Origin of the sequence: Alteromonas sp. MmMcT2-2, assembly GCF_022348305.1 — a bacterium.
GTDB classification, from domain to species: Bacteria; Pseudomonadota; Gammaproteobacteria; order Enterobacterales; family Alteromonadaceae; genus Alteromonas; species Alteromonas macleodii.
In genome coordinates this window covers 1-15304 of the sequence record NZ_JAKRFA010000028.1, presented here as the reverse complement: position 1 = coordinate 15304, position 15304 = coordinate 1, and the positions used below count along the sequence as shown (strand labels likewise).

Below are 15304 nucleotides of genomic sequence, written 5' to 3'. Positions count from 1 at the left end.
AGTCTCATGGCAGATACTAAAGAAATGAAAAAGGCCCTCTTTGGGCCAATCCTGGACAATAACCCGATCGCCCTACAGGTATTGGGTATCTGTTCAGCACTGGCAATTACCACTAAGCTGGAAACAGCATTGGTAATGTCGCTTGCGCTTACAAGCGTTGTAGCGTTCTCAAACTTGTTTATTTCACTAATTCGTAACCAGATCCCATCTAGCGTTCGAATTATTATCCAGATGACCATCATTGCATCGTTGGTAATCGTTGTTGACCAAATTCTGAAAGCGTATTCGTATGAAATATCGAAGCAGCTGTCGGTATTCGTTGGTCTGATTATTACTAACTGTATCGTAATGGGTCGTGCTGAAGCTTACGCCATGAAGAGCCCGCCTCTGATGAGCTTCCTTGATGGTATTGGTAACGGCTTGGGTTACTCTTTCATTCTAATTGTTATTGGTACAATTAAAGAGCTATTTGGTTTCGGTACTATTTTAGGTTTCGAAATCCTTCCACTGGTTCAAAACGGTGGCTGGTATCAGGGTAACGGTTTGTTAATCCTACCATTCAGCTCATTCTTCTTAATCGGCGGTATGATTTGGTTTATCCGTACTATCCGTCCAGAGCAAGTAGAGCCTAAGGAGTAAGTCATGGAACATTATTTGTCGTTATTTGTTCGCTCAATTTTCGTTGAGAACATGGCGTTATCACTTTTCTTAGGTATGTGTACATTCCTAGCGGTATCTAAGAAAGTTAAAACTGCTATGGGTCTTGGTGTTGCAGTTATCGTGGTACTAGGTATCTCTGTACCCGTTAACCAAGTTATTTATGTAAACATTCTTGCTCCAGGCGCACTAGCATGGGCAGGTTTCCCAGAAGCTGACCTAAGCTTCCTTAACTTCCTAACGTTTATCGGTGTTATCGCGGCGTTGGTACAGATTCTAGAGATGAGCTTAGACAAGTTCTTCCCTGCGCTTTACAACGCACTAGGTATCTTCCTTCCGCTAATTACCGTTAACTGTGCAATCTTCGGTGGTGTGGCGTTTGCGGTACAGCGTGAATACAACTTCACTGAAAGCATCGTTTACGGCGTTGGTAGTGGTATGGGCTGGGCACTAGCAATTGTATTGCTAGCGGCAGTACGTGAAAAGCTGAAGTATGCTGATATGCCTGATGGTGTTCGTGGTCTTGGTTCTGTATTCATGATCGCTGGCCTAATGGCACTTGGCTTCCAGTCATTCACTGGTATTCAGCTGTAATAGAGCTCGGGAGCATATAAATGAATAACGTAGAAATATTTCTTGGCGTCGGCATGTTTATTGCCATCGTATTGGCGCTAGTATTTATCATTATGTTTGCCAAGTCTAAATTGGTACCAAGTGGTGATGTAACTATCACTATCAATGGTGATCCAGACAAGGCAATCAAAACTGCACCGGGTGGCAAGCTACTTGGTGCATTAGCTGACGCAGGTTACTTCGTATCGTCTGCTTGTGGTGGCGGTGGCTCATGTGGCCAGTGTCGTGTAGATGTACACTCAGGTGGTGGTGAGATCCTTCCAACTGAACTAGACCACATCACTAAAGGTGAAGCGCGCGAAGGCTGCCGTCTTTCATGTCAGGTTGCTATCAAGCAGGACATGGAAATTGAGCTGGAAGAGTCGGTATTTGGTGTTAAGAAGTGGGATTGTGAAGTTATCTCTAACGATAACAAAGCAACCTTTATCAAAGAACTTAAGCTTAAAATTCCTAACGGTGAAAGTGTACCTTTCCGTGCAGGTGGTTATATTCAGATTGAAGCGCCAGCGCACCACGTTAAGTACAAAGAGTTCGATATTCCTGAAGAATACCGCGGTGACTGGGAGCGTTTTGGCTTCTTCGACATCGAGTCTAAAGTAGACGAAGAGACTATTCGTGCTTACTCAATGGCGAACTACCCAGAAGAAGAAGGCATTATTATGTTGAACGTGCGTATCGCTACGCCGCCACCTAATAACTTAAGCCTACCTGCGGGTAAAATGTCATCGTACATTTGGAGCCTGAAAGAAGGTGACAAAGCGACTATCTCTGGTCCATTCGGTGAATTCTTCGCGAAAGAAACTGAAAACGAAATGGTATTCGTAGGTGGTGGTGCAGGTATGGCCCCAATGCGTTCTCACATCTTCGATCAGCTTCGTCGCCTTAAGTCTAAGCGTAAGATGAGCTTCTGGTACGGTGCACGTTCACTTCGTGAAATGTTCTATACAGAAGACTTCGACGAGCTAGCAGCAGAAAACGACAACTTTGAGTGGCATGTAGCACTTTCTGATCCTCAGCCAGAGGACAACTGGGAAGGTTACACTGGGTTTATCCACCAAGTACTTCTTGAGAACTACTTGAAAGATCACCCTGCACCAGAAGACTGTGAGTTCTACATGTGTGGACCACCTATGATGAACGCGGCCGTAATCAACATGCTTAAAGATTTAGGTGTTGAGGACGAAAACATCATGCTAGATGACTTCGGTGGCTAGGCGTTTAATTTAAGAGCTACTCGCTTAAAAGTTATTAAGCATATTAAAAGGGGCGTAAGCCCCTTTTTCGTTGAAGCAAAACGCAGAATGCACATAATAGCGATTGAATAATGTGCATATTAGCTAAGGACAACATCGTGATTCGATTTGCTATTCGAATTTTCCTCGCCTTTGTTGCGGTAGGTATTCTACTTCTCGCAAGCTGTAGCGACGAAAAAACGCCTGTAGTACACCTGCAAGGGCAGACAATGGGCACAACCTACAACGTTAAGTACCTTGTAGCGGAGACACCGGTAGAAGGCTTACAAGCTGAAATAGATGCCCGTCTTGTTGAGGTTAACAAGATGATGTCTACTTACGATCCAACGTCAGAACTATCAAGGTTCAATCAATATCGCTACACCGACAATTTTGCCGTATCACCAGATACGCTAACCGTAGTTAACGAGGCATTACGCTTGGCTAACCTTAGTGGCGGAGTACTTGATGTTACCGTTGGCCCATTGGTTAATTTATGGGGGTTTGGACCAACTAAGCGCCCTGAAAAAGTACCAAGCCAGACAGACATTGACGATATTCGCGAATATGTGGGTTATAAGAAGCTGTCAACCACGCCTACAGGCTTAAAGAAAAGTCACCCAATGCTTTATGTTGACCTGTCGACTATTGCAAAAGGCTTTGGCGTTGATGAAGTGGCGGAGATCCTTGAAAACCACAACATTGAAAACTACCTTGTAGAAATAGGTGGTGAAATGCGTGTGAAAGGTGAACGAGGCGACGGCAGTGAGTGGCTGATTGCCATTGAAAAGCCAGTTACCACTGAACGTGCTGTTCAAAAAGTTGTCTCAATAGGAGAAAACGCGGTTGCTACATCAGGTGACTATCGCAACTATTACGAAGAAGACGGCGTTCGTTATTCGCATCTAATCGACCCCACAACGGGCAAACCTATCTCACATAACCTGGTTTCGGTTACGGTAATTCATCCTTCTTCAATGACGTCTGATGGTTTGGCTACGGCGTTTAATGTAATGGGATGGGAACAAGCGATAGCGGTTGCTGAGCAAGAACAACTCGCTGTATTCCTCATTCGTCGCACAGAAGACGGATTTGAAGAGTATGCATCGCCAGAATTTGATAAACTGGTCACAGTTCATAATTAGGGGGTAGCAATGTCTACATTCATTCTTGCTTTTGGTTTCTTTCTAACAATGGTACTGGCTATGGCCGTAGGTTACCTTTTTCAGAAAAAATCAATCTCTGGAAGCTGTGGTGGCTTAGGTGCACTAGGTATTGAAAAAGCCTGTGACTGTCCAGAACCGTGTGACCGTAAAAAGTCGCGCATGGAAAAAGAAGAAGCCCGCCAGAAAAAACTAAACGAGTGGAAGCAGAACCAAATTTTGTAATGCTTAACCCATCGTTGGTTTAAGGTTTAAAAGCGCTGTTTGATACTAATCGACAGCGCTTTTTTGTTCTGTGAGTATATCTATCTAGCTCGTTAACGTTGAGTTCTATTGAAGTTGCCGAACGATATCCATTGATTGATGAAGAACCCTAATTATTCTGATACCGTATTTGAACTTTCTAAAAACGATCATATGTTTATTCACATAGCTAGAAAAACACCCCCATTTAATATCATTTCTCGGTATAGCTAACGCCGAGTTGGCATCGTTTGCAAGCTCGATAAATCTTGACTCAAGGTCATCTAAATAATTATTGCGTTGCTCCTTGCCCCAGTACTCTTCGGTATAAACACCGATCTCATATAGATCATTGGCAGCAGCTTTTGAAACGCGGAATTTAGTCACTATCTACTATCTAGCCGTTTCTTAAGAGAGTCCATTGAAAAATTAATGTCGTCTTCACTTTGTTCTCCTTCTTCAATCAAGAGCCTCAGCGCATTTAACTTTGACGATGCGTCTTGTTCTTGAAGCAGTCTCAATGCAGCGCGAATTACCTCGCTTTGATTGTTATAATTGCCTGAACTTACCATCGCTTCGATAAATTCGCTCATACTTCTACTTGGTTGAAATGTAATTGTTCTAGCCATATGACAAACCCTGTAAGTAAATTACTTACAATATAGCCGGATCGTCTCACACTCGCAATTACGCCTAAGTAAAAGTAAGTGTTATTAATGGGCTTATTTGTATTAATTCCTGTTCAACATTGCCTTGAATCATGCGTGTGAGGCATCAATCTTATCAAGAATCGACAACGACATAGTGTAATTAAACGCTATTGATAATATACTGTCTTTTTGTACAGTTTCGTGTGAGCACGTTAAGATCAAAGGCTGGTAATGCGAAAAATTATCCACGTCGACATGGATTGTTTTTACGCCGCAGTTGAAATGCGCGACAACCCAGCCTTGCGCGATATTCCCATTGCGATAGGCGGCAGTGCCGACCGTCGAGGGGTTATTTCTACCTGTAACTATCCCGCCCGAAAATTTGGTGTGCGCTCAGCTATGGCTACAGCGTATGCTTTAAAGCTATGCCCAAACTTGACCCTCGTAAAAGGGCGCATGGATGTGTACGCTGCCGAGTCGCAAAAAATACGTAAGATATTTGCTGATTATACCGACCTCATTGAGCCTTTATCATTAGATGAAGCCTACCTAGACGTGACTAACAGTGAATTTTGCGGTGGCAGCGCCACGTTAATTGCTGAAGAAATACGTGAACGCATTAAAAATGAACTTGGGCTTACAGCTTCAGCAGGTGTTGCGCCTTGTAAGTTTGTGGCAAAAGTGGCGAGCGATGAAAATAAGCCCGATGGAATTTGTGTTATTACTCCTGATAAGCTCGATGAGTTTGTACGCGAAATGCCACTAAAGAAAATACCGGGCGTAGGCAAAGTCACCATGCAAAAGCTTCAGCGTATGGGGCTTAATACCTGCGACGATGTTCGCCAATACCCTTTTGAGCGCATTCAAAAAGAGCTGGGTAAATTTGGCAGTGTGCTGTGGGAGCGAGCTCACGGTATTGATGAGCGTGAACTATCGGTATCTCGTGAGCGAAAGTCTATCGGCGTAGAGCGCACGCTAAGCGAAGACATTCACACCTTCGAGCAATGTATAGACTTTTTGCCACATTTATTTGAAAAGCTTCAAGAGCGAATGGAAAATCACAAGAAGCGAACGGGTAAGCCTGTACGTATTCGCACGCAGGGCGTTAAGCTTAAGTTTAACGACTTCCAACTAACCACGGTAGAACACCGCTGTGCCACGCTTGATGAAGCGTATTTTCGCACGTTAATGCAGGAAGCCTTTGAACGAGCAACAGGGCGGGGTATTCGTCTTGTTGGCGTTCACATAGGCCTTGCTGCCGACCAATCAACACAGCAATTGGTGTTGCCTTTTGAACCGATTTAGCCAATAAGCTCAGTACTTTTTAAGTACTAACATGCAGTAGCCTCAATCTAACCACTTGTTATACTTAACGCACTGATACTCTGCGATAGACTGACGCTTTTGTATTACCCGATAAAAGGCCAATCCCACAGAGTTTAGTTTCTAAGACCATTTAATCTTTGGCAAATGAAAGCGATTGGCTAACCCTTACTATTTTTTTCCACTTAAATGAAGGACGTTATGGACTCGAAAGAACTTAAAACCCCAGGTCGCTACAAACATTACAAAGGTAATTTATACGATGTATACGAAGTGGCGACGCATTCAGAAGATGAAAGTAAGCTAGTGGTATACCGCCCATGCTACGGCGAAAAAGCGCTTTGGGTTCGTCCACTAGATATGTTTGTTGAGTTGGTTGAAAAAGACGGAGAAACACTCCCCCGTTTTGCCTATGTTGGCAATATTCCAGATGATGAAAAAATGATCTAATTGTGAAATTAGGTCATAGTGTAAGAGGTCTTTAATAAACAGGCTTCTTACAAGGAAATAATAATGAAAACTGCACCTCGTTTTAGCGCACACATTTTGGCTGCGTTTATTGCTGCGAGCCCTTTGGTTTATTCAACGATTAATCCCGCAAATGCACAAGATAGATTTGCCGATGTCGAAGTTAAAGCGACAGCGATAAAAGGCTCAGTGCACATGCTTACAGGTGCAGGTGGAAATATCGGCGTATCTGCTGGGGAAGACGGTGTTTTGATCATCGACGATCAATTTGCGCCGCTTGCAGAAAAGATAGCGGCCCAGCTTGGTGAGCTCGGGAGTGACAAGCCAAAGTATGTGATAAACACGCACTATCACGGCGATCACACAGGCTCTAATGCGTTTTTCCACAGCCATAAAGGCGCGACCATTCTGGCGCACGAAAATGTGCGTGTTCGCCTAGCTAACGATGAAAAGATAAAACCGGAAGCGCTGCCAACTATCACCTATGAAGACGGCATAAAAATTTACTTCAATGGTGAAACCCTTCACGTCATGCACTTAGCGGTAGGCCACACCGACGGCGATAGCGTAGTGTGGTTCGAGCAACCCAACGTTATGCACACCGGCGACTTGTTCTTTAATGGTCGCTTTCCCTACATCGACCAAGGTGCTGGCGGTAATGTGGAAGGCTATATGGACTCAGTAAAACAGCTGCTTGCTAAAATAGACGATGAAACCGTTATTATTCCTGGCCACGGCGACATCAGTAACAAGCAAGAATACAGCGCATTTTTAGCTATGATCTCTGAAACGTTCAGCTACGTTAAGGCACTTAAGCAAGACGGCAAAACCCTCGATGAAGTTAAATCGATGGGCTTAGACGATAAGTGGGCCGACTGGAGCTGGAATTTCATCAATGAAGAGAAGTGGATAACTACACTCTATACTGATGCCTAAATAGTATTGGTTACACTTTAATATCGAGCGAGTGTGCAGGGGAGTTTTCTTTACGACCCTGCAATTTCGTTAAAATGACTCTATCACTGGATTTTTGAGCACAAACTTCAAAGGCAATAGGTTAGGAAGCGCAGGTTTTCGAGCACCAAGTCTAGGGGCTAAAGCTGCCAAACGTCTACTAAGCGGTTTCTCGTATTTTAAGCTCAAAGGGTAGAACTTGGCTCGCTTGTTCAATGTCTTCGCCCTCTATTAGCGATATCAATGATTCAGCTGCCATTTCTGCCATCTTACGGCGCGGGACTGATACGGTTGTTAGGGCAGGGTAAATTGAGCGCGCAAAACTCAAGTCGTTGAAACCGCAGATATCGATATCCTTACCAGGCTTGATACCTCGTCTATTACATTCCATCACCGCGCCAGCAGCAAGCTCGTCACTCACAAAAAATAGCGCATCAGTGTCCGGCCATTTATGCAGTGTTTCTGAAAGAAGCTCAGCACCAGCTTGAAATGTGGCGTCGGCTCTAGAGGAAACATATCGCTCGGCGGACAACTCAGCATTGTCCAGTGCGGTTGCCCAGCCCTGCTTTCTCAATATTGCACGCCAATCTAAATACAATGAGCAAAAAGCAATGTTGCGACGCCCTTTGTTGATAAGATGCTGGGTCATAGACTGGGCTGCTAATTCGTTATTTACCCCGTAGTTAATATCAAAAGGCTCACTAGAAATATCCATAATTTCGGCTACAGGCGTCCCTGTGGCTAGCAGCATTTTTCTCGTTTCTTCAGTGTGGCGCGTAGAAGTAAGAATGAATCCACTCACGTTCTGTTGAATGTAAGATTCGACAGTACGCTCCTCGCCAAGCTCGGTATAGGTCGAGTCGCCAATCATCAGTGCATAATTGGCTTTGTCGGCCACGGCCTTCACGCCTAACATCACATCGTTAAATACGTTGTTTCCAAAAGACGGAAGCAATAACGCGATGGTTCTATTATTGTCTGAGCATAATGACTGGGCGGCGCGGTTCGGAATATAGTTTAGCTCTCGCGCTGCATTTTTGATCTTAAGGGCGAGTGATTTAGAAATGCCACTAGAATTATTAAGCGCACGAGATACGGTAGTTTTGTGAACCCCCAAATGATTGGCTACGTCTGATATTTTTGTGCGTGACTTTTTTACCTTACTCATTCTTCGATCTTTTTATGTGCTGCTAGGTCCGCTAATCCGCGCGGAAGTGAGTGTTAATGTCGTGATGTTTAATTCGATATCAAAGGGCGTATAAAGTCTTCCGCCTGCTGAGAAACACACTCGAAAGTTTGTGTAACATCAATAATGAATGCGTTGTCTTTAGGAGGCAGCTCTAAGGCTGCAAACTGGCTTTCGAGCATAGCATCACCGTTAAAAAAATGCTCCCGTTGTTTTAATCGCGCACTAAGCACAGACTGTGACGCATGAAGGTAAATAAAGTGGCAGTGAGGCGCGATATCTTTGGTTAGCACGTCACGATAGGCTGAGCGCAGCGCTGAACAGCTTATAACCACGTTCCGGCCGGCGTGAATGTGTTGCTTGGCAATCATGTTTAACGTAATTAACCACTCCCATCTGTCTGCATCCTGCAGTGGTATACCTGAAGACATTTTCTCTACGTTTGCCTCGCTATGGTAACGATCTCCTTCTTCGAAAGGCATGTCAAAACGTTGGGCTAAATGCTGGCTCAATGTCGATTTTCCCGTCCCTGAAACTCCCGAAACGAAAAATACATGGCAATGGGTCATAAGCTTATCTCTCACATTAAAATTCAGGAGTACATCAAGAGCGAGTTATTTGGTCTCCATCTTACTCATAAATATTAGTTTGGAAACCGGTTGCGTTCAAGGGGTGATTATAATAGTGTTACCAGATAGCTATCTTGTATTAATAAATATTTAACATTGGCTGGGTTTTTCAACTTAGCTTGTAAAGGTAGCGGGTGATTTCCGTATTATGGCTTCGTCGACATGAAGACAATGTCACTAACAGGTACCAGAGAGCACGTATGACCGATACTTTTTCCCTTCTTTTTGTCGCCATTTGTAGCATTGTACTTCTCACATATTTAGTTGTAGTTAGAAAAGTTCATGCTTTTATCGCTATCCTTGTGGCAGCAGCGTTTGTTGGCCTGGGTACGGGAATGCAAGCGGCCGACGTACTGGCTTCCATGCAGTCAGGCATGGGCAACACGCTGGGATTTGTAGCGACCATTGTTGGTCTTGGTGCTATGTTCGGGCAATTCTTAGAAGAATCCGGCGGCATTGATAGGCTTTCGCAAACTATCAACAATAAATTTGGTGATAAGAATAGTCAGTGGGCGGTTGTGTTAACGGGGTTTCTTGTTGCTATACCTGTCTTCTTTGAAGTGGGGCTTATCATATTAATGCCTCTTATTTATTCGTTAGCAAAGAAATCAGGAAAGTCGCTTATTTATTACGGAATCCCGCTCACAGCAGGACTCGCTGTCACTCACGCTTTTATTCCTCCAACACCAGGACCTGTAGCGGTAGCTTCAATTTTAGGGGCGGATATCGGCTTAGTCATTTTGTTTGGCTTTATCGTTGGTATTCCTTGCGCGTGTTTAGCCGGCCCAATTTACGCAACATTTTTAGCGAAACGCCTGCACGTACCTGTCCCAAACCATATCATTGAAGCTTCACATAAAAAGCCAAAGGAACTCCCCAGCTTTGGTTCAGTTGCGGCGCTACTGACATTTCCGCTAGTGGCTATTTTGGTGGGGACGTTGGCAAAGTTCACGCTTTCAGAAGGTGTCTTGAAGGAGGCGTTGCTATTTATTGGGCATCCCTTTATCGCCCTGACCATTGCAACCATTGCTTGTTTTAAAGTGCTAGGGAAGAAGCAAGGCTTATCAAGCGAACAAATTAGAAACATTGCATCAAGAGGGTTAGAGCCGGTTGCCTTAGTCATACTGGTGACAGGCGCGGGTGGCATGTTTAAACAAGTGCTCATCGATTCTGGGGCGGGGCAGGCCTTCGCCGATGTTGTCGCATTATCGCCGCTCCCACCGTTGGCAGCCGGGTTTCTTATCGCGATTTCAGTCAGAATTATTCAAGGCTCGGCAACGGTTGCCATGTTAACAGCTGCTGGTTTAATGGGCCCTGTAGTGCAGGAACTGGCGTTTTCACCATCAGTACTCGCCCTGATGACAATTGCTATAGCGGCAGGCGCTACGGCCATGTCTCACGTGAACGATACGGGGTTTTGGATCGTAAACCGTTATTTTGATATTTCTGTGAAAGACACGTTTGTGTCTTGGACGTGTATGGCAACCCTAATAGGTTTTATTGGGCTTTTTCTCGTACTAATGCTTGGTTTATTTGTCTAATGTCCCAAGCGGCTCAGACCCACTTGAATCGTTTTTGTGGAAACCGGTTTCAAGCTTTTGCAGCTCAAATGGCTTTAAGATTCACCATTTGAGGCATTATTACTAAACGTCTGTATATAAAGCTGCTCTACTTTATCTCGCGCCCATTGGGTTTTTCTAAGAAACTTAAGTGACGATTTAATCGAAGGATCGTTATTAAAGCAGTTCACTTTGATGCGGTAATACAATCCATCCCATCCGTAACGCTCGTGAAGTTGCGTGACGATTTTCTCTAGCGTTAAGCCATGTAAGGGATTATTAGGTTGCTGATTCATAAAGTGCCGCTGCTTGTTCTAAATTAAGACCCTAGTCTAGCACGAACCCACTTGCTGCGTATCAATGCGCTAAGCTTTACTTTCAATTGTTTCACCCGTAGGTATTTGTTTTGTGTTCGGTATCAAAGGTTGGCTAGCGTCGTTCACTTTCGTCGATGGACTTCGCACTACTCTAGGCTTTCGCGGTGTTTTATAAAGCGGCCAAATAAGCTGTTCTTTCCAGTTGGCGTAAAACATCCCCTCAATACCGTATTGCGCAGGATACTGCCTGGTGATCTTAGCGGTACCAAATAGCACATCCCAAAAGAACAACAGGTTTCCATAATTACCTTTATAGTTGGTCACGCCGTCATCGGCTTTTAATCCGTGATGCGCACTATGTGTTGAAGGCGTTGATATGGTGCGTTCAATTACCCAGGCCACAGGATGTAACCTCCGAATATTGTAAAGTCTCTTATCCCATTTCCACTCCGCGTGGGCGCCAGTGATAACGGTAAGTTTAATCACCAAGTAAAAGGCATAGGTCCAACCCAATCCTAGGTAAATTAGTGCACCGGAAAACCATAGCGAAGGCATAAACAGGTAATAGAAAAAGTTATTTCTGTAAATAATGCGAACGCTCATGTACTTAGCGTTATGGTGGGCTCTATGTAAGTTGTAAAGAAATCGGGTGGAATGTGAAAGCCTATGCCACCAATATTGCATCATGTCATCGAAAATCAAAAGTAGCGCTATGTGCAAGAGAATAGGGGAATCTACAAGTATTCCCTGATATTGGGGAAATGCTAGTGCCATCATTGTTGCAGAACAAAATAGAACCAGTGGCTGAGTTACAATAAATAAGAGTAACGTACCTATCAGCTCTACTTTTCCATCATCGCTTACTTCTGTCGCTTTTTTAAATAGCTTACCATTCTTCGCTTCTAGCAAAGCAAACATAATAAAAACCGCTAAAATTGCCCATTGATAACCCATTGTAATGACTCCCACCAAGAGATTGTTGAGAGTGAATTTACATTGCGTTAACATGCAAGAATATATACTTGTATAGATTTGAATGTCATGTCTTACATTCACGGCAAGCAGCAAACCATTATGCCTGACGACTACGTCGAGCTTTGTTTGCCTTTTGGAACGCTAAGAACCTATGCGGCTACCTCGACAATTCACGATAGGGGAAGTAAAAACAAAGGGCTGTCTGTTGTGGTATCAGGAGAAGTAAAGATTGGTAATTATGGCCTGGACGGCAGTTATCAAATTACTACTGTATTGCAACGAGGAGATACGTTTGGCGAGTTCACATTGTATGCATCACTTGCAAGAACGCATCACGCTGAAGCACTAACGGAATGTAAGGTATTACAAATACCTGAACCTGCTTTTCGTTCTCTGACAAGCCAACATCCAGCGATTGCTGAATTCATCACCCGGTCACTGGCAATAAAGCTTCACTCGGCGCTGGAAAGGTTGGATGATATTCGACGCTTACCCACTCACGTCCAGTTAGCTAAGCTAATTTATCAATCGTATCTTACCTCTAAGCACGTCTTTATACCGTTAAGGCAAAGCGATTATGCTGAAAGATTGGGCGTTACCGTACTTACCGCACATAAATCATTAACGAAGCTGTATGATTTAAAGTTGATTGAAAAGCGCTACGGGGGCGTGGCAATTACCCAGGTCGAGCGACTGGAAGGTTTTTTGAAAGAAAGTTCGTCACTATTACCATTGTAAGAGTGGTTAATGTCCTCCACATGCGAGAGCGCCAAAAGACCCTCCCTCAAATTTATTCCACGCCCATGGCAACTCATGCATCAAGTATTACGCTGGCTTTAGCCCGCCTAAAATAATGTGCTGAATGTTGCTTAGCGTGCTCTCGAAGAAAGCGGGATCGCTTAAATCTTTGCCGGTTACGGCTTTGATCTGCACGCTGAAATCGGCGTAATGCTGAGTAATGGCCCAAATGCTGAATATCAAGTGTATAGGGTCAACAGGCTTTAGCTTACCCGCTTCAATCCATTCGATAATGACGGCGCTTTTCGCGTCCAGCAGTGTTTTGAGCGGCGTTTCTAATTCCTTTATCAACAGAGGGGCACCTTGTACCACTTCCATGCAAAAAAGCTTAGATTCAGCTGGATTGTCCCTCGACATTTCAAGTTTTACTTTAATGTAGTCGCTCAGGGTTTCTATAGGGTCTTGTTCTGCTGAAAAGCTCTGAAGGGGCGTTAACCACACATCTAAAAGGTGGGTAATAACCGATAAGTACAAACCCTCTTTACTTTTAAAGTAATACAGTAAATTACTTTTTGAGACATTCGCTAGTTCCGATACTTGCTCTACAGTGGTGCCACTCACGCCGTTCTTTGAGAACAAGGAAAGGGCAGCATCCATAATGCGAGTACGCTTTTCTAATAACGCTTTTTCTCTTCGCTTTTGCGTGGTCGGGCTAAATGCTCTCGCTGATTTCGTAATTGTTTGACCTTCAGATTTACTCACTACTTGTCTCTTCTTTACCGGAATTTCCGTGATCAGGCGCTTAGTTTACGTGGAGTTCTCGTCGCTATAAACCCATTTGCACAAATATGCACCAATTAAGTTCAATTGCACTGGACTTGGTGTTCCAAATTGAACCAATAAGTCCAATTTGGGTTGTTGAATTTTGTAAGTGACTGAAATTTATAGATTAAATAAATTGGCCTGCTTTATGCTGTTCACTAAGTATACCGCCACTTCAATGTTTTGAATTCGGCAACCTTAAAAAAAGCGGGATAAACCGCTTAAAACGCATACAAGCAGAGGTACAACATGGATATAGGTGTATTTATTCCGATTGGGAACAACGGCTGGCTAATTTCGAAAAATTCGCCTCAGTTCAAACCTTCCTTCGATCTCAACAAAGAGATTGTAATGAAGGCTGAAAAGTACGATATGGATTTTGCGCTCTCTATGATCAAACTGCGAGGGTTTGGCGGTGAAACCGAATTTTGGGACTACAACTTAGAGTCGTTTACGTTAATGGCAGGCCTTGCTGCTGTTACCTCAAAAATTCAACTATATGCCACGGCTGCCACACTAGTCTTGCCGCCTGCAATCATGGCGCGCATGGCCAGTACCATCGACTCTATCTCCAACGGACGTTTTGGCGTAAACCTAGTCACTGGCTGGCAACGCCCTGAATACTCGCAAATGGGTATGTGGCCGGGCGATGAATTTTTCGGTAACCGCTATGAGTATTTGGATGAATACATTCAGGTAGTCAAAGAATTATGGGAAACCGGAAAAAGCGATTTTAAAGGCGAGCATTTCCAAATGGATGATTGCCGAATGTTGCCCAAGCCACAGCGAAAAATTCCACTTATCTGTGCCGGTCAAAGCGCAGCAGGCATGGATTTCTCTGCCCGTCATGCCGACTATAATTTCTGCTTTGGTAAAGGCGTAAATACACCTACCGCTTTTGCACCAACCGCAGCGCGCTTAACTGAAGCGGCTGAAAAACACGGTCGCAGCGTAGGTTCAGCGGTACTTATCATGGTTATTGCCGATGAGACGGATGAAGCCGCCATGGCGAAATGGGAAAGCTATAAAGACGGCAAAGATCAGTCAGCGTTGGACTGGATGGCAACGCAAGGAGCTGCTGATAAGAAATCGGGTAAAGACACGAATATCCGCGATATGACCAACCCAACCTCAGCAGTAAACCTGAACATGGGGACGCTGGTGGGTTCCTATGAGTCGGTGGCCTCTATGCTTGATGAAATAGCCACAGTGCCGGGCTGTGAAGGTGTATTGCTGACCTTCGATGACTTCCTTAAAGGCATGGATGATTTCGGCACTAAAATTCAGCCGCTAATGAAATCCCGTCAGCATTTGCTTAGCACATCGGGAGCCGCCTAATGTCAGCCGGTGAAATATTTGAGGTCTCAGGGTGCTTTCAAGCGCGCCAGACGGGGCAGCCCGTACTACCAGCTAAGCCCGAACCGTTGACGTTAAACCCTGCGGAAACTGCCGTTATTGTGGTGGATTTGCAAAACGCTTATGCCAGTAAAAACGGCTACTTAGACAAGGCGGGTTTTGATGTGTCTACTACGGCGCCAGTCATTGAAAACACCACTAAAGTGCTTGAAACAGCGCGGGCTGCAGGCATGCCTGTGGTGTTCTTACAAAATGGATGGGATGCCGACTACAAAGAGGCCGGCGGCCCTGGTTCGCCGAACTAATGGTATGGACCCTCTCCTCCCATAAAGGCTTCAAATGAGCCAAGATAGGGTTGTTCAAATCACTATCAAGAAGGAGAAGGTCACATGAGTAAGG

At 44.5% G+C, this 15304-nt stretch carries 19 protein-coding genes; 12 read left to right on the top strand and 7 right to left on the bottom strand.

What is annotated here, in order from left to right; translation table 11 throughout:
• Positions 1 to 6 precede the first annotated feature (6 nt).
• The 5 genes from MHM99_RS15095 to nqrM all read left to right on the top strand — a co-directional run bounded on the left by MHM99_RS15095 (position 7) and on the right by nqrM (position 3910).
• Positions 7 to 639, top strand: a complete 633-nt coding sequence (locus MHM99_RS15095) for an NADH:ubiquinone reductase (Na(+)-transporting) subunit D (protein WP_014950795.1) — start codon at positions 7 to 9, stop codon at positions 637 to 639.
• Positions 640 to 642: 3 nt separating this feature from the next.
• A complete protein-coding gene (nqrE, locus tag MHM99_RS15090; RefSeq protein WP_014950794.1) occupies positions 643 to 1251 on the top strand; it encodes an NADH:ubiquinone reductase (Na(+)-transporting) subunit E in 609 nt (202 codons plus the stop codon).
• A 20-nt stretch (positions 1252 to 1271) separates the two neighbouring features.
• Positions 1272 to 2504 carry an NADH:ubiquinone reductase (Na(+)-transporting) subunit F gene (gene nqrF, locus MHM99_RS15085; protein WP_014950793.1) on the top strand — a complete coding sequence of 411 codons (1233 nt, stop codon included), beginning with the start codon at positions 1272 to 1274 and terminating at the stop codon, positions 2502 to 2504.
• A 137-nt stretch (positions 2505 to 2641) separates the two neighbouring features.
• A complete protein-coding gene (locus MHM99_RS15080; RefSeq protein WP_014950792.1) occupies positions 2642 to 3667 on the top strand; it encodes an FAD:protein FMN transferase in 1026 nt (341 codons plus the stop codon).
• Positions 3668 to 3676: 9 nt separating this feature from the next.
• The gene (gene nqrM, locus MHM99_RS15075; RefSeq protein ID WP_014950791.1) at positions 3677 to 3910 is read left to right on the top strand and encodes a (Na+)-NQR maturation NqrM; all 234 of its coding nucleotides are present in this window, start codon (positions 3677 to 3679) and stop codon (positions 3908 to 3910) included.
• 105 nt (positions 3911 to 4015) lie between these two features.
• Here the strand turns inward: nqrM and MHM99_RS15070 are convergent, their stop codons facing one another.
• Together MHM99_RS15070 and MHM99_RS15065 are read right to left on the bottom strand one after the other, a co-directional pair.
• Positions 4016 to 4315 carry a type II toxin-antitoxin system RelE/ParE family toxin gene (locus MHM99_RS15070; RefSeq protein ID WP_014977463.1) on the bottom strand — a complete coding sequence of 100 codons (300 nt, stop codon included), beginning with the start codon at positions 4313 to 4315 and terminating at the stop codon, positions 4016 to 4018.
• Positions 4315 to 4521, bottom strand: a complete 207-nt coding sequence (locus tag MHM99_RS15065) for a type II toxin-antitoxin system ParD family antitoxin (protein WP_014977462.1) — start codon at positions 4519 to 4521, stop codon at positions 4315 to 4317. The genes MHM99_RS15070 and MHM99_RS15065 overlap by 1 nt, the downstream gene beginning before the upstream one ends.
• A gap of 288 nt (positions 4522 to 4809) precedes the next feature.
• On the opposite strand from MHM99_RS15065, the gene dinB reads away from it, so the two are divergent.
• The 3 genes from dinB (at position 4810) to MHM99_RS15050 (ending at position 7305) form a co-directional block, all read left to right on the top strand.
• A complete protein-coding gene (gene dinB / locus MHM99_RS15060; RefSeq protein ID WP_014950790.1) occupies positions 4810 to 5883 on the top strand; it encodes a DNA polymerase IV in 1074 nt (357 codons plus the stop codon).
• 219 nt (positions 5884 to 6102) lie between these two features.
• A complete protein-coding gene (locus tag MHM99_RS15055; RefSeq protein ID WP_168534390.1) occupies positions 6103 to 6351 on the top strand; it encodes a DUF1653 domain-containing protein in 249 nt (82 codons plus the stop codon).
• A gap of 63 nt (positions 6352 to 6414) precedes the next feature.
• Positions 6415 to 7305 (top strand): MBL fold metallo-hydrolase, encoded by an 891-nt coding sequence (locus MHM99_RS15050; RefSeq protein WP_168534392.1) that lies wholly within the window; start codon positions 6415 to 6417, stop codon positions 7303 to 7305.
• A gap of 178 nt (positions 7306 to 7483) precedes the next feature.
• On the opposite strand, the gene MHM99_RS15045 is transcribed toward MHM99_RS15050, so the two are convergent.
• Both MHM99_RS15045 and MHM99_RS15040 read right to left on the bottom strand, forming a co-directional pair.
• Positions 7484 to 8491 (bottom strand): LacI family DNA-binding transcriptional regulator, encoded by a 1008-nt coding sequence (locus tag MHM99_RS15045; RefSeq protein WP_168534394.1) that lies wholly within the window; start codon positions 8489 to 8491, stop codon positions 7484 to 7486.
• Between the two features lie 68 nt (positions 8492 to 8559).
• Complete coding sequence (locus tag MHM99_RS15040) at positions 8560 to 9078, bottom strand: gluconokinase (protein ID WP_168534396.1); 519 nt, start codon at positions 9076 to 9078, stop codon at positions 8560 to 8562.
• Positions 9079 to 9338: 260 nt separating this feature from the next.
• Between MHM99_RS15040 and MHM99_RS15035 the strand changes: the two genes are divergently transcribed.
• Positions 9339 to 10679: a gluconate:H+ symporter gene (locus tag MHM99_RS15035; protein WP_014980360.1), complete on the top strand. Its 1341-nt coding sequence runs from the start codon at positions 9339 to 9341 to the stop codon at positions 10677 to 10679.
• 74 nt (positions 10680 to 10753) lie between these two features.
• Here MHM99_RS15035 and MHM99_RS15030 read toward each other — a convergent pair whose 3' ends face one another.
• Both MHM99_RS15030 and MHM99_RS15025 read right to left on the bottom strand, forming a co-directional pair.
• Complete coding sequence (locus MHM99_RS15030; protein ID WP_014950784.1) at positions 10754 to 10993, bottom strand: VF530 family protein; 240 nt, start codon at positions 10991 to 10993, stop codon at positions 10754 to 10756.
• Positions 10994 to 11062: 69 nt separating this feature from the next.
• Entirely contained in the window at positions 11063 to 11968 is a 906-nt protein-coding gene (locus MHM99_RS15025; protein ID WP_239220020.1) for a sterol desaturase family protein, read from the bottom strand.
• A gap of 87 nt (positions 11969 to 12055) precedes the next feature.
• On the opposite strand from MHM99_RS15025, the gene MHM99_RS15020 reads away from it, so the two are divergent.
• On the top strand, positions 12056 to 12727 hold the full coding sequence (locus MHM99_RS15020) for a Crp/Fnr family transcriptional regulator (RefSeq protein WP_014977456.1): 672 nt from the start codon (positions 12056 to 12058) through the stop codon (positions 12725 to 12727).
• Between the two features lie 87 nt (positions 12728 to 12814).
• Here the strand turns inward: MHM99_RS15020 and rutR are convergent, their stop codons facing one another.
• Positions 12815 to 13489, bottom strand: a complete 675-nt coding sequence (gene rutR / locus MHM99_RS15015; RefSeq protein WP_014950781.1) for an HTH-type transcriptional regulator RutR — start codon at positions 13487 to 13489, stop codon at positions 12815 to 12817.
• Positions 13490 to 13798: 309 nt separating this feature from the next.
• On the opposite strand from rutR, the gene rutA reads away from it, so the two are divergent.
• Together rutA and MHM99_RS15005 are read left to right on the top strand one after the other, a co-directional pair.
• On the top strand, positions 13799 to 14887 hold the full coding sequence (gene rutA, locus MHM99_RS15010) for a pyrimidine utilization protein A (RefSeq protein WP_014950780.1): 1089 nt from the start codon (positions 13799 to 13801) through the stop codon (positions 14885 to 14887).
• A complete protein-coding gene (locus tag MHM99_RS15005) occupies positions 14887 to 15210 on the top strand; it encodes a cysteine hydrolase family protein (protein WP_275445582.1) in 324 nt (107 codons plus the stop codon). The genes rutA and MHM99_RS15005 overlap by 1 nt, the downstream gene beginning before the upstream one ends.
• Positions 15211 to 15304 lie beyond the last annotated feature (94 nt).